Annotated in this window: 18 protein-coding genes and 1 riboswitch; of the genes, 15 read left to right on the top strand and 3 right to left on the bottom strand. The window is 72.3% G+C overall.

Annotation, left to right across the window (positions count from 1 at the left end):
• Positions 1-86: 86 nt before the first annotated feature.
• The 12 genes from ABZX65_RS06760 (at position 87) to ABZX65_RS06815 (ending at position 13,342) form a co-directional block, all read left to right on the top strand.
• Complete coding sequence (locus tag ABZX65_RS06760; RefSeq protein ID WP_355335592.1) at positions 87-1,757, top strand: alpha-amylase family glycosyl hydrolase; 1,671 nt, start codon at positions 87-89, stop codon at positions 1,755-1,757.
• A gap of 541 nt (positions 1,758-2,298) precedes the next feature.
• The gene (locus ABZX65_RS06765) at positions 2,299-3,345 is read left to right on the top strand and encodes an amino acid ABC transporter permease (RefSeq protein ID WP_355335595.1); all 1,047 of its coding nucleotides are present in this window, start codon (positions 2,299-2,301) and stop codon (positions 3,343-3,345) included.
• The gene (locus ABZX65_RS06770) at positions 3,342-4,154 is read left to right on the top strand and encodes an amino acid ABC transporter ATP-binding protein (protein ID WP_355335597.1); all 813 of its coding nucleotides are present in this window, start codon (positions 3,342-3,344) and stop codon (positions 4,152-4,154) included. Before ABZX65_RS06765 ends, ABZX65_RS06770 begins: the two co-directional genes overlap by 4 nt.
• A gap of 132 nt (positions 4,155-4,286) precedes the next feature.
• On the top strand, positions 4,287-5,312 hold the full coding sequence (locus ABZX65_RS06775; protein WP_355335599.1) for a transporter substrate-binding domain-containing protein: 1,026 nt from the start codon (positions 4,287-4,289) through the stop codon (positions 5,310-5,312).
• Positions 5,313-5,365: 53 nt separating this feature from the next.
• The gene (locus tag ABZX65_RS06780; RefSeq protein WP_355335602.1) at positions 5,366-6,481 is read left to right on the top strand and encodes an FAD-dependent oxidoreductase; all 1,116 of its coding nucleotides are present in this window, start codon (positions 5,366-5,368) and stop codon (positions 6,479-6,481) included.
• A gap of 44 nt (positions 6,482-6,525) precedes the next feature.
• The gene (locus ABZX65_RS06785; protein WP_355335604.1) at positions 6,526-7,317 is read left to right on the top strand and encodes a GNAT family N-acetyltransferase; all 792 of its coding nucleotides are present in this window, start codon (positions 6,526-6,528) and stop codon (positions 7,315-7,317) included.
• 70 nt (positions 7,318-7,387) lie between these two features.
• A riboswitch (SAM riboswitch) is annotated at positions 7,388-7,499 on the top strand.
• A gap of 34 nt (positions 7,500-7,533) precedes the next feature.
• Complete coding sequence (locus tag ABZX65_RS06790) at positions 7,534-7,665, top strand: putative leader peptide (RefSeq protein ID WP_355335606.1); 132 nt, start codon at positions 7,534-7,536, stop codon at positions 7,663-7,665.
• 167 nt (positions 7,666-7,832) lie between these two features.
• Positions 7,833-9,023, top strand: a complete 1,191-nt coding sequence (locus ABZX65_RS06795; protein ID WP_355335792.1) for an LLM class flavin-dependent oxidoreductase — start codon at positions 7,833-7,835, stop codon at positions 9,021-9,023.
• Between the two features lie 19 nt (positions 9,024-9,042).
• Positions 9,043-10,428, top strand: coding sequence for an NtaA/DmoA family FMN-dependent monooxygenase (locus ABZX65_RS06800; protein ID WP_355335608.1), 1,386 nt, complete (start codon positions 9,043-9,045; stop codon positions 10,426-10,428).
• Positions 10,425-11,543, top strand: coding sequence for an LLM class flavin-dependent oxidoreductase (locus tag ABZX65_RS06805; RefSeq protein WP_355335611.1), 1,119 nt, complete (start codon positions 10,425-10,427; stop codon positions 11,541-11,543). The genes ABZX65_RS06800 and ABZX65_RS06805 overlap by 4 nt, the downstream gene beginning before the upstream one ends.
• A 101-nt stretch (positions 11,544-11,644) precedes the next feature.
• Complete coding sequence (locus ABZX65_RS06810; protein ID WP_355335613.1) at positions 11,645-12,775, top strand: LLM class flavin-dependent oxidoreductase; 1,131 nt, start codon at positions 11,645-11,647, stop codon at positions 12,773-12,775.
• 57 nt (positions 12,776-12,832) lie between these two features.
• Positions 12,833-13,342, top strand: a complete 510-nt coding sequence (locus ABZX65_RS06815) for a carbonic anhydrase (protein WP_355335616.1) — start codon at positions 12,833-12,835, stop codon at positions 13,340-13,342.
• Between the two features lie 217 nt (positions 13,343-13,559).
• On the opposite strand, the gene ABZX65_RS06820 is transcribed toward ABZX65_RS06815, so the two are convergent.
• On the bottom strand, positions 13,560-14,159 hold the full coding sequence (locus ABZX65_RS06820; protein WP_355335618.1) for a TetR/AcrR family transcriptional regulator: 600 nt from the start codon (positions 14,157-14,159) through the stop codon (positions 13,560-13,562).
• Positions 14,160-14,321: 162 nt separating this feature from the next.
• Here ABZX65_RS06820 and ABZX65_RS06825 point away from each other — a divergent pair, with 162 nt between their 5' ends.
• Positions 14,322-15,029, top strand: a complete 708-nt coding sequence (locus tag ABZX65_RS06825; RefSeq protein WP_355335620.1) for an SDR family oxidoreductase — start codon at positions 14,322-14,324, stop codon at positions 15,027-15,029.
• A gap of 35 nt (positions 15,030-15,064) precedes the next feature.
• Here ABZX65_RS06825 and ABZX65_RS06830 read toward each other — a convergent pair whose 3' ends face one another.
• Positions 15,065-15,322: a hypothetical protein gene (locus ABZX65_RS06830; protein WP_355335622.1), complete on the bottom strand. Its 258-nt coding sequence runs from the start codon at positions 15,320-15,322 to the stop codon at positions 15,065-15,067.
• A 144-nt stretch (positions 15,323-15,466) separates the two neighbouring features.
• Positions 15,467-16,903, bottom strand: a complete 1,437-nt coding sequence (locus ABZX65_RS06835; protein WP_355335625.1) for an NAD(P)/FAD-dependent oxidoreductase — start codon at positions 16,901-16,903, stop codon at positions 15,467-15,469.
• A 195-nt stretch (positions 16,904-17,098) separates the two neighbouring features.
• Here ABZX65_RS06835 and ABZX65_RS06840 point away from each other — a divergent pair, with 195 nt between their 5' ends.
• Positions 17,099-17,695, top strand: coding sequence for a histidine phosphatase family protein (locus ABZX65_RS06840; RefSeq protein WP_355335627.1), 597 nt, complete (start codon positions 17,099-17,101; stop codon positions 17,693-17,695).
• A gap of 272 nt (positions 17,696-17,967) precedes the next feature.
• Positions 17,968-18,516 (top strand): DoxX family protein, encoded by a 549-nt coding sequence (locus ABZX65_RS06845; RefSeq protein ID WP_355335630.1) that lies wholly within the window; start codon positions 17,968-17,970, stop codon positions 18,514-18,516.
• The last annotated feature ends 263 nt before the right edge of the window (positions 18,517-18,779 follow it).

Below are 18,779 nucleotides of genomic sequence, written 5' to 3' on the forward strand. Positions count from 1 at the left end.
CGCACCCCTGACGGGGCGGACCGGCCCCCGCGCATGCCCTGCGGCCCTCCGGGCCCTGGCTCTCCACGACCGTCAAGGAGACTCCCGTGACACTGCCCGCCTCCCCCACCGCACCCGCCTGGTGGCGGCACGCCGCGATCTACCAGATCTATCTGCGCAGCTTCGCCGACGGCAACGGTGACGGCATGGGAGACCTCGCCGGGGTCCGCGAGCGCCTCCCCTACCTGCGGGATCTCGGCGTCGACGCGCTCTGGTTCAACCCCTGGTACGTCTCCCCGATGGCCGACGGCGGCTACGACGTCGCCGACTACCGTGACATCGACCCGATGTTCGGGACGCTCGCCGAGGCGGAGCGGCTCATCGTCGAGGCGCACGAGCAGGACCTGCGGGTCATCGTGGATCTGGTGCCCAACCACGCGTCCGACCAGCACCCCTGGTTCCGGGCCGCGTTGGCGGCGGGTCCGGACGCGGCCGAGCGGGAGCGCTTCTGGTTCCTGCCGGGCCGGGGCGCGGACGGCGAACTCCCGCCCAACGACTGGCAGTCGTACTTCGGCGGCGCCGCCTGGACCCGGATCACCGAGGCGGACGGCACGCCCGGCCCCTGGTACCTGCACATGTTCGCGCCCGAGCAGCCCGATCTGAACTGGGAACACCCGCAGGTGCGGGCGGAGTTCGAGAGCATCCTGCGGTTCTGGCTGGAGCGCGGCGTGGACGGCTTCCGGATCGACGTGGCGCACGGCCTGGCCAAGAAGCCGGGGCTGCCCGACGTCGGCCGGGACCCGGACGTCACCGACCTTCCCTACCAGGACTGCGACGCGGTGCACGAGATCTACCGCGACTGGCGGAAGATCGCCGACGGTTACGCGCGCAGCCCCCGGCCCGGCGGGGCGCCCGGCGAGCGGGTGTTCGTCGGCGAGGTGTGGCTGCCCACGCCCGAGCAGTTCGCCCGCTATCTGCGCCCCGACGAGCTGCACTCCGCCTTCAACTTCGAGTTCCTGTGCTGCGCTTGGGACGCGGCCGGGCTGCGCGAGGTCGTCGACGCCACGCTCGCCTCGCACCGGCTGGTGGGCGCGCCGCCCACCTGGGTGCTGTCCAACCACGACACGATCCGGCACGTGACGCGGTACGGCCGCGAGGACACGTCCTTCGACATGGGCGACAAGCGGCTCGGCTCGCCGAGCGACACCGTCCTCGGACGCCGCAGGGCCCGCGCCGCGGCGCTGCTCACGCTGGCCCTGCCGGGCGGTGTGTACGTCTACCAGGGCGACGAACTGGGCCTCGCCGAGGTCGAGGACATACCCGACCACCTGATCCAGGACCCGACGTATGCCCGCTCCGGGGGCCGCGACCGTGGCCGGGACGGCTGCCGGGTGCCGCTGCCGTGGTCGGCGGAGCCGGTCTCGCTGGGCTTCTCGCCGGACGGCGCGAGCGCCGGTCCGTGGCTGCCGCAGCCCGCCGAATGGTCGGGGCGGTCCGTCGCGGCCCAGCAGGGCGATCCGCACTCCGTGCTCGCCCTGTACCGGGCCGGTCTCGCGCTGCGCGGGGAGTACCTCCGGTGGCTGCCGGAGACGCTGGAGTGGGTGGACGCGGGTCCCGGCACGGTGGCCTTCCGCCGGGACGGCGGCTTCCAGTGCCTGGTCAACCTGTCCGCCGAGCCGGTCGCGCTCCCCGCCGGGCTCCGGGTGCTGCTGGCCAGCGGCCCGCTGGAGGACGGCCTGCTGCCCTCCGACACCTGCGTCTGGCTGACCGCCGAATGACCGGCGCGCCCGCGCGCTGATCCCACGAGCCCCGGCCCGTCCCCGCTGATCGCGTAGAAGACCGCGTCCCCCTCCGATCCCGCGGAAGACCCCCTCCCCGCCGATCCCCGTGTCCCGTCCCGGCCGACCGCCGGGGGACGCGGGGATTTGTGCGTGGCGGTCGCCGGACCGCGCGTCCCACCTGGCGGAATTCACAACGCGTTCATTGACGTGGCACGCGCCACCTGGCTGACTTACGCCCAGGCCGGACCGCTGTCCGGCCCGGACTCACGACGCGAGGCCCCTACGGGCCGGCACAAGGGGAGGTGACCAGGGTGTACGCAGCTACGAGGACGGCCGCCGCCTGGCGCCGTCATCTCCGGGACGACGCGTACCGCAACCGGCACATCGACCTGCTGCGTGTCAGCAGCGCTCTGTGTCGACGCTGAATCCCGGGCCCGCCGCACGCTTCTGACGCGTTGTCACATCGGGCCCCCGCGCACTCCACCGCCCCTTCTCATGGGGCGGCTGCCGACGTCTCCCTTCGCGCTGGAGTTCTCCGATGAGCGAGCCACCCCGCCCCGCCGTGCCCGCGGGCGCGACCGACACCGCCGTGCCGGAAGGCACGACCGACACCGTCACCACCCCTGCTCCACCGCCGCCGCGCACCCCGCCCGCCGACGACAGACGCGTCGGCCGGTCGGCGCAGCGCGTCGTCCCGCTGCGGCACCCCTGGCGCTGGGCGCTGACCGCCGTCGCCCTGGTGCTCGTCGCGCAGATCACGCACGGCCTGGTCACCAACCCCTTCTTCCAGTGGGACCGCTTCCGCTACTGGTTCCTGCGGCCGGTGATCCTGGACGGGCTGCTGGTCACGCTCCAAGTCGCCGCCTGGAGCGCCCTGTTCGGGCTGCTCGGCGGCATCCTGCTCGCCCTGTGCCGACTGTCCAGGAGCCCGGTGCTGCGCTCGGTGAGCTGGATCTACATCTGGCTGTTCCGCTCGGTGCCGCTGATCGTCATCCTCCTGTTCCTGTTCAACTTCTCCTCGCTGTACGCCACATTGAGTCTGGGCGTGCCCTTCGGTCCCGGCTTCGTGCACTTCGACGAGTCGCGGCTGGCCACCGACATGGTGGTGGCCGTGGTCGGCATCAGCCTCAACGAGGCCGCCTACGCCGCCGAAGTGGTGCGCGCCGGAGTGCTCTCGGTGGACCAGGGACAGCACGAGGCCGCCGCCGCGCTCGGCCTGCCGCGCGGCTACCAGTTCACCCGGATCGTCTTCCCGCAGGCGCTGCGGGCGATCGTGCCCTCGTACGTCAACCAGTTGATCGGGCTGATCAAGAGCACCTCGCTGGTCTTCTACGTCTCCCTGCTCGACCTCTTCGGCAAGGTGGAGAGCATGGGCAGTACGTATCCGGGTGACGTCGTCCCGCTGCTGCTGGTGGCGACCGTCTGGTACGTGATCCTGACCAGCGTCGTCTCGGTGGTCCAGTTCTACGTCGAGCGGTACTTCTCACGCGGCGCGCTGCGGACCGTACCGCCGACGCCGTTGCAACGGCTGCGTACGGCAGTGCGCGATCTGCGGGCGCGCGCCGAGATCGGATCGATCGCATGAGCGCCGACCGCGTCCCCGCCGACACGTTGGTCACCGCGGTGACCGGGCGCCCCGCCGCCGTGACCGTCCACGACGCGCACAAGTGGTACGGCACGCACCAGGTGCTCTCCGGTGTCGATCTGACCGTGCAGCCCGGACAGGTGACGGTGATCCTCGGCCCGTCGGGCTCCGGCAAGTCGACGCTGCTGCGGGCGATCAACCACCTGGAGAAGCTGGACATCGGCTACGTCAGCCTCAACGGCGAGCCGATCGGCGTACGGCACCACCGCGGCCGGCTCAAGGAGATCAGCGAGCGGGCGATCCTCGCCCAGCGCCGCCGGATCGGCTTCGTCTTCCAGGGCTTCAACCTCTTCCCGCACCTCAGCGTGCTGGACAACGTGGCCGCAGCGCCGGTCGCGGCCCGGCAGAAGACCAGGGCCGAGGCGGAGGAACTGGCCCGCGCGCTGCTCGGCCGGGTCGGGCTCGCCGACAAGGTCGACGCCTATCCCCGGCAGCTCTCCGGCGGCCAGCAGCAGCGGGTGGCCATCGCCCGCGCGCTGGCCCTCGAACCCGGCGTCATCCTCTTCGACGAGCCGACCTCGGCGCTCGACCCCGAACTCGTCGGCGAGGTACTGGCAGTCATCCGTGATCTCGCCACCAGCGGTACGACGCTGATCGTCGTCACGCACGAGATCGGCTTCGCCCGCGAGGTCGCCGACACCGTCGTCTTCCTGGACGGCGGCCGGATCGTCGAACAGGGCCCGCCCGACCAGGTGTTGGACAACCCCCGGCACCCCAGGACCCGCGAATTCCTCAGCAAGGTCCTCTGAACCCTCCTCCGAACCCCCGTACGCCGCGGGCCAAGGCGCGGACACAGGCGCCTTCCACAGCGACGGCCGCCTGCCCGCGGGCGCCCGATACGTCACCCCCCGCACATCCGCTCACCATCAGCGAGGTTCACCATGCCCGACATCCGTACCACCGCCACCAGACGCGTCGCCGCGGGCATCGCCGTCGCCGCCCTCACCTTCGGCCTCGCCGCCTGCGGCAGCGACAGCGGCTCGGACGCCGCGGCACCGGCCGCCGCGGACGCCAAGGGCACCGTCGTGGTCGGCGCGCAGTCCAACGGCGCCGCCAAGGAGATCACGCTCACCGTCCCTGAGGTCGCCGCCATCCGCGCCGAGCTGCCCAAGTCCGTGCTCGACAGCAAGCAACTCGTCATCGGCCTGGGCTTCCTGCCCGCCGGCTCGCCGCCGATCGGCTACGTCGGCGCGGACCAGAAGACCATCACCGGCTCCGAGCCCGACCTCGGCCGGCTGATCGCCGCCGTCTTCGGCCTCAAGCCCGTGCTGTCCAACGCCACCTGGGACAACCTCTTCGTCGGCATCGACAGCGGCAAGACCGATGTCGGCTTCTCCAACATCACCGACACCGAGCAGCGCAAGGAGAAGTACGACTTCGCCAGCTACCGGCAGGACAACCTCGGCTTCGAGGTGAAGAAGAGCGACACCTGGAACTTCGACGGCACCTACCGCAGCCTGGCGGGCAAGACCGTCGCGGTCGGCGCGGGCACCAACCAGGAGAAGATCCTGCTGAAGTGGCAGAGCGAGCTGAAGGCCGACGGCAAGAAGCTCACGATCAAGTACTTCCAGGACTCCAACAGCACCTATCTGGCGCTCAACTCCGGCCGGATCGACGCCTACTTCGCGCCCAACCCGAGCATCGCCTACCACGGCACGCAGACCGCGGGCTCGCCGAACGCCACCCGCAGCGCGGGCAAGTTCTCCGGCGCCGGGGCGTCCCTGCAAGGGCTGATCTGCGCCACGGCGAAGAAGGACAGCGGCCTGGCCAAGCCCCTGGCCGACGCGATCAACCACCTGATCAAGAATGGTCAGTACGCGCAGTGGCTCGCCGCGTGGAATCTGGCCAACGAAGCGGTGCCCGCCTCGCTGGTCAACCCGCCGGGGCTGCCGCTGACCAACTCCTGACCCCATACCGGCCGCGGCACGGCCCCGCACCGACCGAAAGGAAGTCGACCGCCATGACACGCAGGAAAGTCGTCGTCGTCGGAGGCGGGGCCATGGGCTCGTCCGCGGCCTGGCACCTCGCCTCGCGCGGCGCCGAGGTCACGCTGCTCGAACAGTTCGCGCCCGGCCACGACCGGGGCAGCTCGCACGGCAGCTCCCGGATCTTCCGGCTCGCGTACGCCGATCCGTTCTACGTCGGCCTCGCCGTACGGGCGCTGCCGCTGTGGCGGCGGCTCCAGGACGAGACGGGCAGCACCGTACTGACCCTGACCGGGGCCGTCGACCACGGGCCCGCGCGGGCCGTCGCGGCGCTGCGGGACGCGCTGCGCGGGGCCGGGCGGCCCAGCCAGGAGCTGACCGCGCGGGCCGCCGCCGAGCGCTGGCCGGGGCTCGTCGCGGACACCACCGCGCTGTTCCACCCCGAGGCCGGGCGGCTGCACGCCGACGACGCGGTGGCCGCCTTCCAGCAGGCCGCGCGGGCCAAGGGCGCGACCGTACGGCACGGCGTCAAGGTCGGCGCGCTGCGGCGGCGCGGCTCGGGCGCCGAGGTGGTCACGGCGCGGGACGAGGTGATCGCCGCGGACGCCGTGGTCGTGGCCGTCGGCGGCTGGGCGGCCCGCACGCTCGGCCAGGTCACCGAGGGCCCGCCGCCGCTGCGCGTCACCCAGGAGCAGCCGGTGCACTTCCCCGCCCCCGACGCGCCGGACTGGCCCGCCTTCATCCACCACGGCGGGGCCGGTATCGACGAGGCCGCGGGCGTGTACGGCCTCGGCAGCGCCGACGGGGTGAAGGCCGGATTCCACGGGATCGGCCCGGTCGTGGACCCGGACGACCGGGACCGCACGCCCGATCCCGTGGTCCTCGGCAGGCTCCAGGAGTATGCCGCCCGGTGGCTGCCCGGTGTCGATCACACCCGGCCCACCCCGGTGACCTGCTTGTACACCACGACCCCCGATCATGACTTCGTGATCGACCGTGTGGGACCTTTCACCGTCCTCGCGGGATTTTCCGGGCACGGATTCAAGTTCGCATCAGTGGTCGGCGAAATCGCCGCCGACCTCGTGGACGGCCGTCCGGGGTCAGGACGGTTCGCGATCGGCCGTCCGTACCGCCCGGCGACAGCGCAGTGACGGCGACGCGCCGTACGACAGCAGAACGGAGAGTCACGGCGACCATGTCGACCAGCCTTCAGCACCCGCAGCAGCAGCCCCAGAACCCCGGACCGACCGGCGACCAGGTCTTTCCGGCGTCGCCGCACCCTCTGGACAACCCCGCCTGGGCCGCGCTGACCGGGGCGCACCGCCATCTCGCGCAGATCGTCGGCTCCGCCGCGCGCTACCCGGAGGACGTCTCGCCCTTCGTGGCGCTCGCCGACCCCGCCGATCCGGCCGCGTGGGCGGACCTCGCCGCCCTCATGGGTCCCGGCGCGACCTTCGCGCTGGCCGGCGTCCCGGCCACGCCCGACGGGTGGCGCAGCGAGTGGGGAGCCGAGGGCGTGCAGCTCGTCGGGACCGACGCGCTGCTGGACGAGGCCGATCCGGAGGCGCGCCCGCTCGGCCCTGCGGACGTACCGGAGATGCTGGACCTGGTCGAGCGGACCAAGCCGGGTCCGTTCAGGCAGCGCACCATCGAACTGGGCGCCTACTACGGCATCCGCCGCGACGGAAAGCTCGTGGCCATGGCCGGTGAGCGGCTGCGGCTCGACGGCTGGACCGAGATCAGCGCCGTGTGCACCGACGACGCGTTCCGCGGCCAGGGCCTGGCGTCCCGGCTGGTGCGGCACACGGCGGCCGGGATCCGCGGCCGGGGCGACCGCCCGTTCCTGCACGCGGCGGGCAGCAACGTCAACGCCATCCGGCTCTACGAGTCGATCGGCTTCGCGCTGCGCCGCACCACGCACTTCCGGGGCGTACGGGTGCCGGGCGGCGACGGCGACGCGGAAGGCACCGGCGGCGCGGGCGAATGAACGCCGGTGACGGACACCGGTGACGGACGCCATTGCGCGGGACGGTATCCGCGAGATAGCGTCGAATTCAGGTGATGAGTGTCAGCGACAAGCCCTGGCTGGCTGACCGGCAACCCTCCCTCGCGGCGGGGTGCTCCAGGTGACAACCAGGCGGGTCCCGACCGGACCCGCAAGCGCGACTCCGGTACGGCCCCCGGCCGTACCGCCCGGACGGGGGTGACGACAGTGCGAGCGGACTTCGACCGCGCCGACGTGCGCACCCTCGTCCCGCGCGGACCCGTCGTGCATCTGTACGGGCGCCAGCACATCGATCTCCAGCGCGTCGCCGGCGCGCTCTGTTGCGCCTGATCTGACCCCGCCGACGCGACCGCCATGGGGCGGCCGTGTCCTCCTCCGGTCGATCAGGAAGGCACTTCGCCGTGTCCGCACACCCGTCATCCCTGTCCTCCTCCGCCTCCCCCGAGCCCGCTTCATCACCTTCGTCCGCGCCGTCGGCGTCCGCCGCCCGTCCGCCGCTGCACCTCGCGGTCGCCCTGGACGGCGCGGGCTGGCACCCGGCCGCGTGGCGGGAGCCGGACGCGCGACCCGGCGAACTGTTCGACGCCGCCTACTGGGCGGACGCCGTGACCGAGGCCGAGCGCGGCCTGCTGGACTTCGTCACCATCGAGGACTCCCTCGGGCTCCAGTCGACCGGGTACGGCGACCCCGACGAGCGCACCGACCAGGTGCGCGGCCGGCTGGACGCCGTGCTCATCGCGTCCAGGGTCGCCCCGCTGACCAGCCACATCGGTCTGGTGCCGACCCTGATCGCCACGCACACCGAGCCGTTCCACCTGTCCAAGGCCATCGCCACCCTGGACTACGTGAGCGGCGGCCGGGCCGGGCTGCGCATCCAGATCTCCGCCCGACAGCACGAGGCCGCGCACTTCGGCCGCCGCGAATTCCCGCCGTTCCGCATCGAGGAGTACAACCAGCCGCACGTCCAGGACCTGGTCACCGACCTCTTCGACGAGGCCGCGGACTACGTCGAGGTGCTGCGGCGGCTGTGGGATAGCTGGGAGGACGACGCGGAGATCCGGGACGTGGCCACCGGCCGCTTCGTGGACCGCGACAAGCTCCATTACATCGACTTCCAGGGCCGCCACTTCGGCGTCAAGGGCCCCTCGATCACACCGCGCCCCCCGCAGGGCCAGCCGCCGGTGACCGCGCTCGCGCACGCGACCGTGCCGTACCGGCTGGTGGGGCGCGCCGCGGACATCGGCTATGTGACCCCGCACGACGCGGGGCAGGCGGCGGCGATCGTCGCGGAGATCCGCGCCGAGCAGCGGGCCGCGGGCCGGGAGGCCGAACCGGTCCATGTCTTCGGCGATCTGGTGGTCTTCCTCGACACCGACCGCGCTGCGGCCGAGGCCCGCAGGGACCGGCTGGACGCGCTGCTCGACCAGCCGTACACCAGCGACGCGACCGTCTTCGCCGGGACGCCCGCCGAACTGGCCGACCTGCTGCTGGAGTGGCAGGACGCCGGGCTGACCGGTTACCGGCTGCGGCCGGCGGCGCTCGGCCACGACCTGCCCGCGATCACCCGCGGCCTGGTGCCCGAGTTGCAGGCGCGCGGCGCCTTCCGACGCGCGTACGAGGCCGGCACACTCCGCGGCCTGCTGGGGCTCGCGCGCCCCGCGAACCGTTACGCCACCACCAGCGCCTGAGCCGGAGGATCCGACCGTCATGAGCAAGCCCCTGAAGCAGATCCATCTCGCGGCCCACTTCCCCGGCGTCAACAACACCACCGTGTGGAGCGACCCGGCCGCGGGCAGCCACATCGAGTTCAGCTCCTTCGCCCACTTCGCGCGCACCGCGGAGCGGGCCAAGTTCGACTTCCTCTTCCTCGCCGAGGGCCTGCGGCTGCGCGAACAGGGCGGCCATATCTACGACTTGGACGTCGTCGGCCGCCCGGACACCTTCACCGTGCTCGCCGCGCTGGCCGCGGTGACCGAGCGGATCGGCCTGACCGGCACGATCAACTCGACGTTCAACGAGCCGTACGAGGTGGCCCGGCAGTTCGCCAGCCTCGACCACCTGTCCGCGGGCCGCGCCGCGTGGAACGTCGTCACCTCCTGGGACGCCTTCACGGGGGAGAACTTCCGGCGCGGCGGCTTCCTTCCGCAGGACGAGCGGTACTCCAGGGCGCGGGAGTTCCTGGCCACCGCCAATGAGCTGTTCGACTCCTGGCACGGCGACGAGATCGTCGCCGACCGCGAAACCGGGACGTTCCTGCGGGACGCGCGGGCCGGGGCGTTCGTCCACAAGGGCCAGCACTTCGACATCCAGGGGCAGTTCAACGTCCCGCGCAGCCCGCAGGGCCGCCCGGTGATCTTCCAGGCGGGGGACTCGGAAGAGGGACGCGAATTCGCCGCGTCGAGCGCGGACGCGATCTTCAGCCGGTACAGCACTCTCAAGGAGGGGCGGGCGTTCTACACGGACGTCAAGGGGCGCCTGGCCCGGCACGGCCGCAGGGCGGACCAGTTGCTGATCCTGCCCGCCGCCACCTTCGTGCTCGGCGACACCGACGCCGAGGCGGAGGAGCTGTCCCGCGAGGTGCGCCGCGCGCAGGTCAGCGGTGCCACCGCGATCAAGCACCTGGAATTCGTCTGGAACCGCGACCTGTCCGGGTACGACCCGGAGGGCCCGCTGCCCGAGATCGACCCGGATCTCGGCGAGCACACCATCGCCCGCGGCCGGGCTCAAGTCCGGATGTACCGCGACCCGTTGGCGACCGCCCGCGAGTGGCGGGAGCTGGCGGCGGCCAACAAGTGGTCCATCCGCGACCTGGTCATCGAGACCGGCAACCGCCAGTCGTTCGTCGGCTCCCCCACGACGGTCGCGGAGACCATCAACTCCTTTGTGCAGGCCGACGCGAGCGACGGTTTCATCCTCGTCCCGCACATCACCCCCGGCGGTCTCGACGTCTTCGCCGACACCGTCGTGCCACTGCTCCAGGAACGCGGTGTGTTCCGTACCGAGTACGAGGGCGGCACGCTGCGGGACCACCTCGGCCTGGCCCACCCGGACGCCGGGGGCGACGCCGCGGACGTACGGGAGTCGGTGGCATGAAGTTCCTCGCCATCACGCTGATCGTGCACCGGCCCGACCCGGTCACCGGCATCCTGAAGTCCACTCATGAGCGCTTCAGGGAAGTCCTCGACAACGCGGTGCTCGCCGAGGAGTTGGGCTTCGACGGGTTCGGGGTGGGAGAGCGGCACGAGCGGCCGTTCATCTCCTCCTCGCCGACGGTGGTGCTCAGCCATGTCGCGGCGATCACCCGGCGCATCCGGCTCTTCACCGCGGTCACCACGCTGAGCCTGCTGGACCCGGTCAGGGCGTACGAGGACTACGCGACGCTCGACCATCTCTCCGAGGGCCGCCTGGACCTGATCATCGGCAAGGGCAACGGCACGGCGCAGCGCGAGCTGTTCCACGTCACACCCGAGGACCAGTGGGACCGCAACGCCGAGAGCTACGAGGTGTTCCGGCAGATCTGGCGGCAGGACAAGGTGACCGCGCGGACCCGCTTCCGCCCCGAGCTGAAGGACGCGGAGGTCTGGCCGCGGCCGTACCAGCGGCCGATCCGGGTCTGGCACGGCAGCGCGACCAGCAAGGAGTCCGTGGACCTCGCCGCCCGCTACGGCGATCCGCTGTTCTCGGCGAATGTCACCAACCCCATCGAGCCGTATGCCGAGTTGATCCGCTACTACCGGGAGCGCTGGGAGCACTACGGGCACGATCCGGCGGACATCGCGGTGGGCGCGGGTTCCGCGGGGCTGTACGTGGCCCGCACCTCGCAGGAGGCGCTGGAGGTCTACCGGCCGATCTTCGAGAGCAATCTGGCGTTCCAGAAGGAGGTGGGCCTGCCGGTGGTCTTCGGGACGCTGGAGGACTTCGTGGAGCGCAGTTCGGCGCTGATCGGCAGCCCGCAGCAGGTGATCGAGAAAGTGCACCGCTATCACGAGGAGTTCGGGCACACCGTGCTGCATCTGCACGCGGACGCGAGCGGGCTCGGCGAGGCCGAGCACCGTACGTCGCTGGAGCGTTTCCAGTCCGAGGTCGCGCCCGTGCTCCGCGCGGAGATACCCGATCCGCCGTGGGACTGGGGGCCGGTGAACACGGCCTCTCCGCGTAAGGACACCGTCGGCGCAGGCACCATCGCAAAGGAGGGCGACGCCGCATGAGCGTTCCCGCAGCTTCCGGCTCATCGAACCCCTCACGTCCGTCGGACCCTTCGAGTTCCCCGGACCCTTCCGCCTCTTCGGCTTCTTCGAACTCGGCGTCGGTGCCGCTGTCGATTCTCGACCTGTCGCCGATCAGTTCGGGCTCCACCGCCGCGCAGGCGCTGCGCAACACCGTGGACCTGGCACAGCGCGCGGAGGCCGCCGGATACGCGCGCTACTGGCTGGCCGAGCACCATCTGACGACCGGGGTCGCCGGGGTGTCGCCCGCGCTGGTGATCCAGCTCGTGGCGGCGGCGACCGCACGAATCCGGGTGGGCGCGGGCGCGGTGCAGCTCGGGCACCGCACACCGCTGTCGGTGGTCGAGGAGTTCGGGCTGCTCGACGCGCTGTACCCGGGCCGGATCGACCTGGGCCTCGGCCGTACCGGATTCCGTAAGCCGTCCGCGTCCGGCGGCGCGCCCGCCGCTCCCCCGGCGCCGCGCCGCACCGAGGCCCGGTACACACCGGAGGGGCTGCTGATCCCCGCGCCGTACGACTTCAGCCGGCTGATCGGCTCTCCGCTGCTGACGCGCTACACGCAGCTCGTGCAGTACCCGGGGGCCGAACTGCCCGAGTACCGCGACCAGCTCGACCAGATCCTCGGGCTGCTGCGCGGGGACTACCGGACCCCGGAAGGACTCGACGCGCACGCGGTGCCCGGCGAGGGCGCCGATCTCCAGGTGTGGGTGCTGGGCAGCAGCGGCGGGGCGAGCGCGCAGGCGGCGGGCGCGCTCGGCCTGCCCTTCGCGGCGAATTACCACGTGAGTCCGGCCGCCGTCCTCGAAGCGGTGGACGCGTACCGCAAGGCGTTCGTGCCCTCCGCCACGCTCGACGAGCCGCATGTGCTGGTCTCGGCCGATGTCGTGGTCGCCGAGGACGACGCCAACGCGCGGCACTTGGCGTCGCCGTACGCGCTGTGGGTGCACAGCATCCGCTCGGGTCAGGGCGCGATCCCCTTCCCGAGTCCGGAGGAGGCCGCGGTCCACTCGTGGACGGCGGACGAGCGGGCGCTGGTCGAGGACCGGGTGCGCACCCAGTTCACCGGCACACCCGAAAGTGTCGCGGACCGGCTGCGGGTGCTCCAACAGGCCACGGGCGCCGATGAGTTGCTGGTCACCACCATCACCCACGACCACCGGGACCGGGTCCGTTCCCACGAGTTGCTGGCGGACGCCTGGCGGCGGACCGCATGACCTCACCCGTATGACGTCACGCATGACGTCACAGCTCAGCGCGACCAGGAGGCTCCCATGACCGACCACCCCACCGCCACCGACGGCTATCTGGAGAACAACACGGCGTACGCGGCGGCCTTCGAGGGTCCGCTGCCGCTGCCGCCCGCCCGGCACACGGCGGTTCTGGCGTGCATGGACGCCCGGCTCAATGTGTACGGGGCGCTCGGTCTCGCCGAGGGCGACTCGCATGTGATCCGCAACGCGGGCGGGGTGGCCACCGACGACGCGATCCGTTCGCTGGCGATCAGTCAGCGGCTGCTGGGCACACGGGAGATCGTGCTGATCCACCACACCGACTGCGGCATGCTCACCTTCGGCGACGACGCCTTCCGCGAGTCGATCCGCGAGGAGACGGGCATCAAACCGCCGTGGGCGGCCGAGGCGTTCACCGATCTGGAGACCGACGTCCGCCAGTCCGCGGCCCGGATCAGGAACAGCCCGTTCATCCCGCACACCGACGCGGTGCGCGGCTTCGTGTTCGACGTGGCGAGCGGCAGGCTCGCGGAGGTGGCACTGCCCGACTAGGGCCTGTCCGGCGGATCATGGGCGGTCCAGGCGGTGCCCGGTGGCCCCCCGGACTCCGTCCGGGGGGACCCGGTGAGCGCAACGCACCGGGATGCCCTGATAGCAGAGCTACTCGGGCATCCCGGCAACGCGGCGGCCGTGCGTGCCAGCTGCCGAAGGGGCCGTTCGTGATCCGCCGCGCTGTCAGACCCTCCGCACCGTCAGGCCCGAGGAGCCGTCAGGCCCGCGGAGCCGTCAGGCCCGCCGCGTCCAGGACGGCGACGGCTGTGCTCAGCGCCAGGCCGTCCAGGACCTCCGCCTTGATTCCGGCGCGGGCGCTGGCGCCGTCGAAGACCAGGGTGAGCTGGCGGGCCAGCAGTGCGGGGTCGGCGGCTCCGCCGCGCGCGGCCTCCGCGCGGAAGAAGTCGGTGAGCACCTGCTTGTTGCGGCGGGCCACGACGCTCGCCGGGTGCTCCGGGTCCTTCAGCTCGACCTGCGTGGCGAGGAAGGGGCAGCCGCGGTAGTCGGCCGAGGCGGCGGTCTCCTCCAGCCGCTCGAAGACGTACAGGACGCGGTCGCGCGGCGCCGCGGGCGCGCCGGGCGGCGGCAGCAGCCGGGCCTCGGCGGGCGGCCCCTGCCGGTCGAGCGCGGCGGCCAGCACCTCGTCCTTGCTCGCGAAGAGCTGGTACATCGAGCGCTTGGACACCCCGGCGGCCTTGCACAGCGCGTCGATGCCGGTGCCGACGCCTTCCCGGTAGAAGAGCCCGGCCGCGGCGTCGAGCAGGCGGTCGCGCGTGCCGGACTTCTCCGTAGCGCCGGACTTCTGTGTCGTGGTCATACCCCGAGGTTACCGCTCCCGCTTGGCATCGGAAACCGATCGGTATACGGTGGTGGAAACCGATCGGTTTCCATGGCCGGCCGCATCCGTGCGGACCGCACGCGACCCCCCGGGCCGCGCGCGTACCGGCCACGGACCGCTCTCCTCCCGAAAGGCACTCCCATGCAGATCAACGGCGCTGTCGCCCTCGTCACCGGAGGCAACCGCGGCCTCGGCGAGAAGTTCGTCCAGGCCCTGCTCGACGGGGGCGCGGCCAAGGTCTACGCCGCCGCCCGCAATCCGGCATCGGTCACCGTGCCGGGCGCCGTACCGCTCGCGCTGGACATCACCGACCCCGAGTCGGTACGGGCGGTGGCCGAGGCGGCCGGTGACGTCACCCTGCTGATCAACAACGCGGGCGCGTCGAACGGGGTGGACCTGCTCACCAGCGAGATGGACGTCGTCCGGAACGAGTTCGAGACCCACGTCTTCGGCACGCTCGCCGTCAGCCGCGCCTTCGCGCCGATCCTGGCCCGCAACGGCGGCGGCGCGGTGCTCAACGTGCTGTCGGCCCTGTCCTGGTTCACCACGCCGGGCAGCGCCGTCTACTCGGCCGCCAAGTCCGCCGAGTGGTCCCTGACCAACGCCACCCGGCTGGCGCTGCACGGCCAGGGCACCCTCGTCACCGGCCTGCACGTCGGCTACATGGACACCGACATGGCCGCGGGCGTCGACGCCCCCAAGTCGGACCCCGCCAAGATCGCCCGCATCGCGCTCGACGGCGTCGAGGCCGGGCTGTACGAGGTGCTGGCCGACGACACCAGCCGTCAGGTCAAGGCCGGCCTCGCCGCCGACCCTTCGGCTCTCTACGCCGAACTCGCCGCGCGCTGAACGCTGAACGCTGAACGCTTCTGAGGATGCGTCAGTCAGCAGTGCGGGACGTGCGGCTGCCACTGGGCGGCGGAACCGGTCGTCAGATACCAGTCGTTGACGTAGCCGCTGTCGCCGTCGAAGTCGAGCATGAACCAGTAGTGGTCGCCGTGCCCGTCGGCGTCGCCGTCGCCGGTCGTCCAGCAGGCGAGTTCCCTCTCCTCGCCGTTGTAGTAGCGCCGCCCGGTCTGACCGGTACCGTAGCTCGGCCCGTAGCGCGAGGCCAGATACGAGCCGGGGTCGACGGCCGTCACGGTGGCACACCATATGGCGTGACCGTCGTGCGAGCAGGAGTAGCCCGCGGCGGACGCGGGCGACGCCACACCGAAGACGGCCGCGCCCGCCAGCGCGGTGGCCCCGGCGAATATCGCCGCGGCGCGCCGCGGCCATGACCGCGGTCAGCCCCGGTACTCCTCCAGCAGGCGCAGCCACACCTCACTGATCGTCGGGTACGCCGGGACCGCGTGCCACAGCCGCTCGATGGGCACCTCGCCCGCGACGGCGACCGTCGCGGAGTGCAGGAGTTCGCCGACGCCGGGGCCGACGAAGGTGACGCCGAGCAAGATGCCCCGGTCGAGGTCCACGACCATGCGGGCCTTGCCGCGGTAGCCGTCGGCGTAGAGGGAGGCGCCCGCGACCTGGCCGAGGTCGTAGTCCACGACCTCGGTCCGGTGTCCGGCGCGCTCCGCCTCGCTCGCCGTGAGGCCCACGGAGGCCGCCTCGGGGTCGGTGAAGACCACCTGCGGCACGGCGGCGTCGTCGGCGGTGGCGGCGTGCGGGCCCCAGGGCGCGTCGTCGACCGGCTCGCCCTTGGCGCGGGCGGCGATCACGGCCCCGGCGATCCTGGCCTGGTACTTGCCCTGGTGGGTGAGGAGCGCGCGGTGGTTGACGTCGCCCGCCGCGTAGAGCCAGCCGTCCGGCACACCGGTGACCCGGCAGGTGACGTCCACGCCAAGCCAGTCCCCGGGGCGCAGGCCGACCGTCTCCAGCCCGAGGTCGCCGGTGCGCGGCGAGCGGCCGGTGGCGAAGAGGATCTCGTCGGCGACGACCCGCTGGCCGCCCTCCAGGCCGACCCGTACCTCGCCGTCCGCGCCGTCGCGCTCGACAATCGGCACGTTCGTACCGAAGTGCACCTCCACGCCCGCCTCGCGCAGGCCCTCGGTGACCAGTTCGCCGACGAAGGGCTCCATGCGCTCCAGCAGGCGGTCGCCGCGCACGAGCATGGTCACCCGCGAGCCGAGCGCCTGCCAGGCGGTGGCCATCTCGACGGCCACCACACCGCCGCCGACCACGACCAGGCGGCCGGGGACCTCCTTGGCGCTGGTCGCCTCACGGCTGGTCCACGGGTTGATGTCGGCGATGCCCGGCAGCTTGGGCAGCGCGGCGGAGGTGCCGGTGCAGACGGCGACGGCGTGCCGCGCGGTCAGCCGTACGGTCTCGCCCTCCGGCGTCAGCACCGCGACCTGCTTGGGACCGTCCAGGCGGCCCTGGCCGCGTACGAGATCGACGCCGACCGACTCCAGCCAGCCCACCTGGCCGTCGTCCTTCCAGTGCGAGGTGAACTCGTCGCGGCGGGCGAGGACGTCAGCGGCGTCCAGCGGTCCCGCGACCGCGCGGGCCAGCCCCGGCAGCCGGCTCGCGTCGGCGCGGGCGACCACCGGGCGCAGCAGTGCCTTGCTCGGCATGCACGCCCAGTAGGAGCACTCGCCGCCGACCAGCTCGCTCTCCACAACGACCGTGCTGAGCCCTGCGGCCTGCGTGCGGTCGGCGAGATTCTCACCGACCGGTCCGGCTCCGATGACGATCACGTCGTAGGTACGGGCAGCGTCGTTCATACCGGCTCCTGGGCTGCTGTCTGAATCACGCGGTGGTGTGCACACGTCTGTGCACACACATCTGTACTCACATGTCGGTGTTCACACATCCGGGTCGCGCGCGGAGAGGGGTGGCCAGGCCGTCATCCTACTGACGGGACCGGGCGGACGTATGATCACTTCGGGGCGCCGAGGGGCGCCGCGGGAGGTGTACCGATGGGCGAACTGGTACTGATCCGTCACGGCGAGACCGAGTGGACGCTGACCGGCCAGCACACCAGCTACACCGATCTGCCCCTCACCCCGAACGGCGAGGAGCAGGCCAGAACGCTGGCTCCGATGCTGGCCAGCAGGCACATCTCCACCGTGATCACCAGCCCGATGCGTCGCGCGCGGGACACCGCGAAGCTGGCCGGGCTCGAGCGCACACGGGTCGACGCCCACCTGTGCGAGTGGGACTACGGCGGCTACGAGGGCGTCACCACCCGTGACATCCACCGCACCCGTCCCACCTGGGATCTGTGGACCGACGGGGTCCCCGAGGGCCCCGAGGGCCATCCGGGGGAAACGGCGGAACAGGTCGGCGAGCGGGCCGACCGGGTGCTGGCCCTCGCCGACGCGGCGTTCACCAACAGCGACGGCGGCGATGTGGTGCTGGTCGCGCACGCCCACTTCCTGCGGGTGCTGACCGCCCGCAGACTGGGGCTGCCCCCGGCCGACGGCGCCCTGTTCCAGCTCGCCACCGGCACCGTCAGCCGACTCGGCCTGGAACACGGCCGCCATGTGCTGACCGCGTGGAACCGGCTGCCCTGAGCGGGCGGTGACGTCTGCGACGGCGGTGGCCTCCGGACGAGCAGTGGTCTCTGTACGGGCGCCGGTGTGCGTCCGAGCGATGGCGTCCGGACGAGCGGTGGTGTCCAGACGAGCCGCGAGGCCGGTGTCAGCCGTGTACCCCGTGTCAGCCGTGTAGCCCGGACGGACCGCCAGGAGCGGCGGCATCCGGTGGGGTCCGCGAAGACTGGGAGCAGCCCGGCGGTCCGGAGTCGGACCGGGACCGGGGCCCGGCACCAGGAGAGGACCCGGTCATGGCACTCGCGCACCGCAAGGACATCGGACTGCTGGCGTTGCGCGCGGGGACCGGCGGGGTGCTCTTCGCGCACGGCGCGCAGAAGCTCTTCGGCTGGTTCGGCGGCGGCGGGATCGACGGCACCTCGGCGGCCATGGAGCAGATGGGCTTCAAGCCGGAGCGGGCGAGCGCCGTCGCGGCCGGGCTCGGCGAGGCGGGCGGCGGGCTGCTGCTGGCCCTGGGGATCGCCACCCCGGCCGCGGGCGCGGCGGCGGCCGGCGCCATGGCGGGCGCGGTCTCCGTCCACGCCCCCGCCGGTTTCTTCAACACGTCCGGCGGCTACGAGTACCCCGCCTTCCTCGGCTTCTGCGCCGCCGCTTTGGGTGTCACGGGGCCCGGCCGCTACTCTCTGGACCATCTGACCGGCCATGTCCTGAACCGCCCGTGGGTGGTGGCCGCCGCCTTCACCGGCTCGGCAGCCGCCGCTTTCACGGTCGTACGCCGCCGCGCCGTCGGCAACGGTCCCGCGCCCGAGGATCTCGCCGTGCTGGAGGACCAGGACGGCTGAGCCGCCCGCGGACCGGTGCGGGGAACGCCGTACCGACCGGGGCAGCGGCACGCGCGGCGGCCACCGGCGGGTGCGCGGCGACGCGCGGGCGACGGCAGGGACACGGCGGCACGGGGATGGCGGCATGCGGACGACACGCCGTCGTCCGCATGCCGCCATCCGCGCAGGGTAGGCCGGAGCCAGGAACGCCGGAGCGGATTCGGCGCGGATGGCGGCGTGCGGACGGAACAGGGCGGAACAGAGCGACAGTGAACGGCGGCGAG

The sequence above is a fragment of the Streptomyces sp. NPDC003300 genome (assembly GCF_040610915.1).
Classification (GTDB): Bacteria; Actinomycetota; Actinomycetes; order Streptomycetales; family Streptomycetaceae; genus Actinacidiphila.

What these genes read in the sequence shown, in the direction of transcription:
- ABZX65_RS06840 (WP_355335627.1), top strand. Translation starts at nt 17,099, where the DNA reads ATGGGCGAACTGGTACTGATCCGTCACGGCGAGACCGAGTGGACGCTG.
- ABZX65_RS06805 (WP_355335611.1), top strand. Translation starts at nt 10,425, where the DNA reads ATGAAGTTCCTCGCCATCACGCTGATCGTGCACCGGCCCGACCCGGTC.
- ABZX65_RS06815 (WP_355335616.1), top strand. Translation starts at nt 12,833, where the DNA reads ATGACCGACCACCCCACCGCCACCGACGGCTATCTGGAGAACAACACG.
- ABZX65_RS06775 (WP_355335599.1), top strand. Translation starts at nt 4,287, where the DNA reads ATGCCCGACATCCGTACCACCGCCACCAGACGCGTCGCCGCGGGCATC.
- ABZX65_RS06820 (WP_355335618.1), bottom strand. Translation starts at nt 14,159, where the DNA reads ATGACCACGACACAGAAGTCCGGCGCTACGGAGAAGTCCGGCACGCGC.
- ABZX65_RS06825 (WP_355335620.1), top strand. Translation starts at nt 14,322, where the DNA reads ATGCAGATCAACGGCGCTGTCGCCCTCGTCACCGGAGGCAACCGCGGC.
- ABZX65_RS06845 (WP_355335630.1), top strand. Translation starts at nt 17,968, where the DNA reads ATGGCACTCGCGCACCGCAAGGACATCGGACTGCTGGCGTTGCGCGCG.
- ABZX65_RS06835 (WP_355335625.1), bottom strand. Translation starts at nt 16,903, where the DNA reads ATGAACGACGCTGCCCGTACCTACGACGTGATCGTCATCGGAGCCGGA.
- ABZX65_RS06780 (WP_355335602.1), top strand. Translation starts at nt 5,366, where the DNA reads ATGACACGCAGGAAAGTCGTCGTCGTCGGAGGCGGGGCCATGGGCTCG.
- ABZX65_RS06765 (WP_355335595.1), top strand. Translation starts at nt 2,299, where the DNA reads ATGAGCGAGCCACCCCGCCCCGCCGTGCCCGCGGGCGCGACCGACACC.
- ABZX65_RS06800 (WP_355335608.1), top strand. Translation starts at nt 9,043, where the DNA reads ATGAGCAAGCCCCTGAAGCAGATCCATCTCGCGGCCCACTTCCCCGGC.
- ABZX65_RS06770 (WP_355335597.1), top strand. Translation starts at nt 3,342, where the DNA reads ATGAGCGCCGACCGCGTCCCCGCCGACACGTTGGTCACCGCGGTGACC.
- ABZX65_RS06785 (WP_355335604.1), top strand. Translation starts at nt 6,526, where the DNA reads ATGTCGACCAGCCTTCAGCACCCGCAGCAGCAGCCCCAGAACCCCGGA.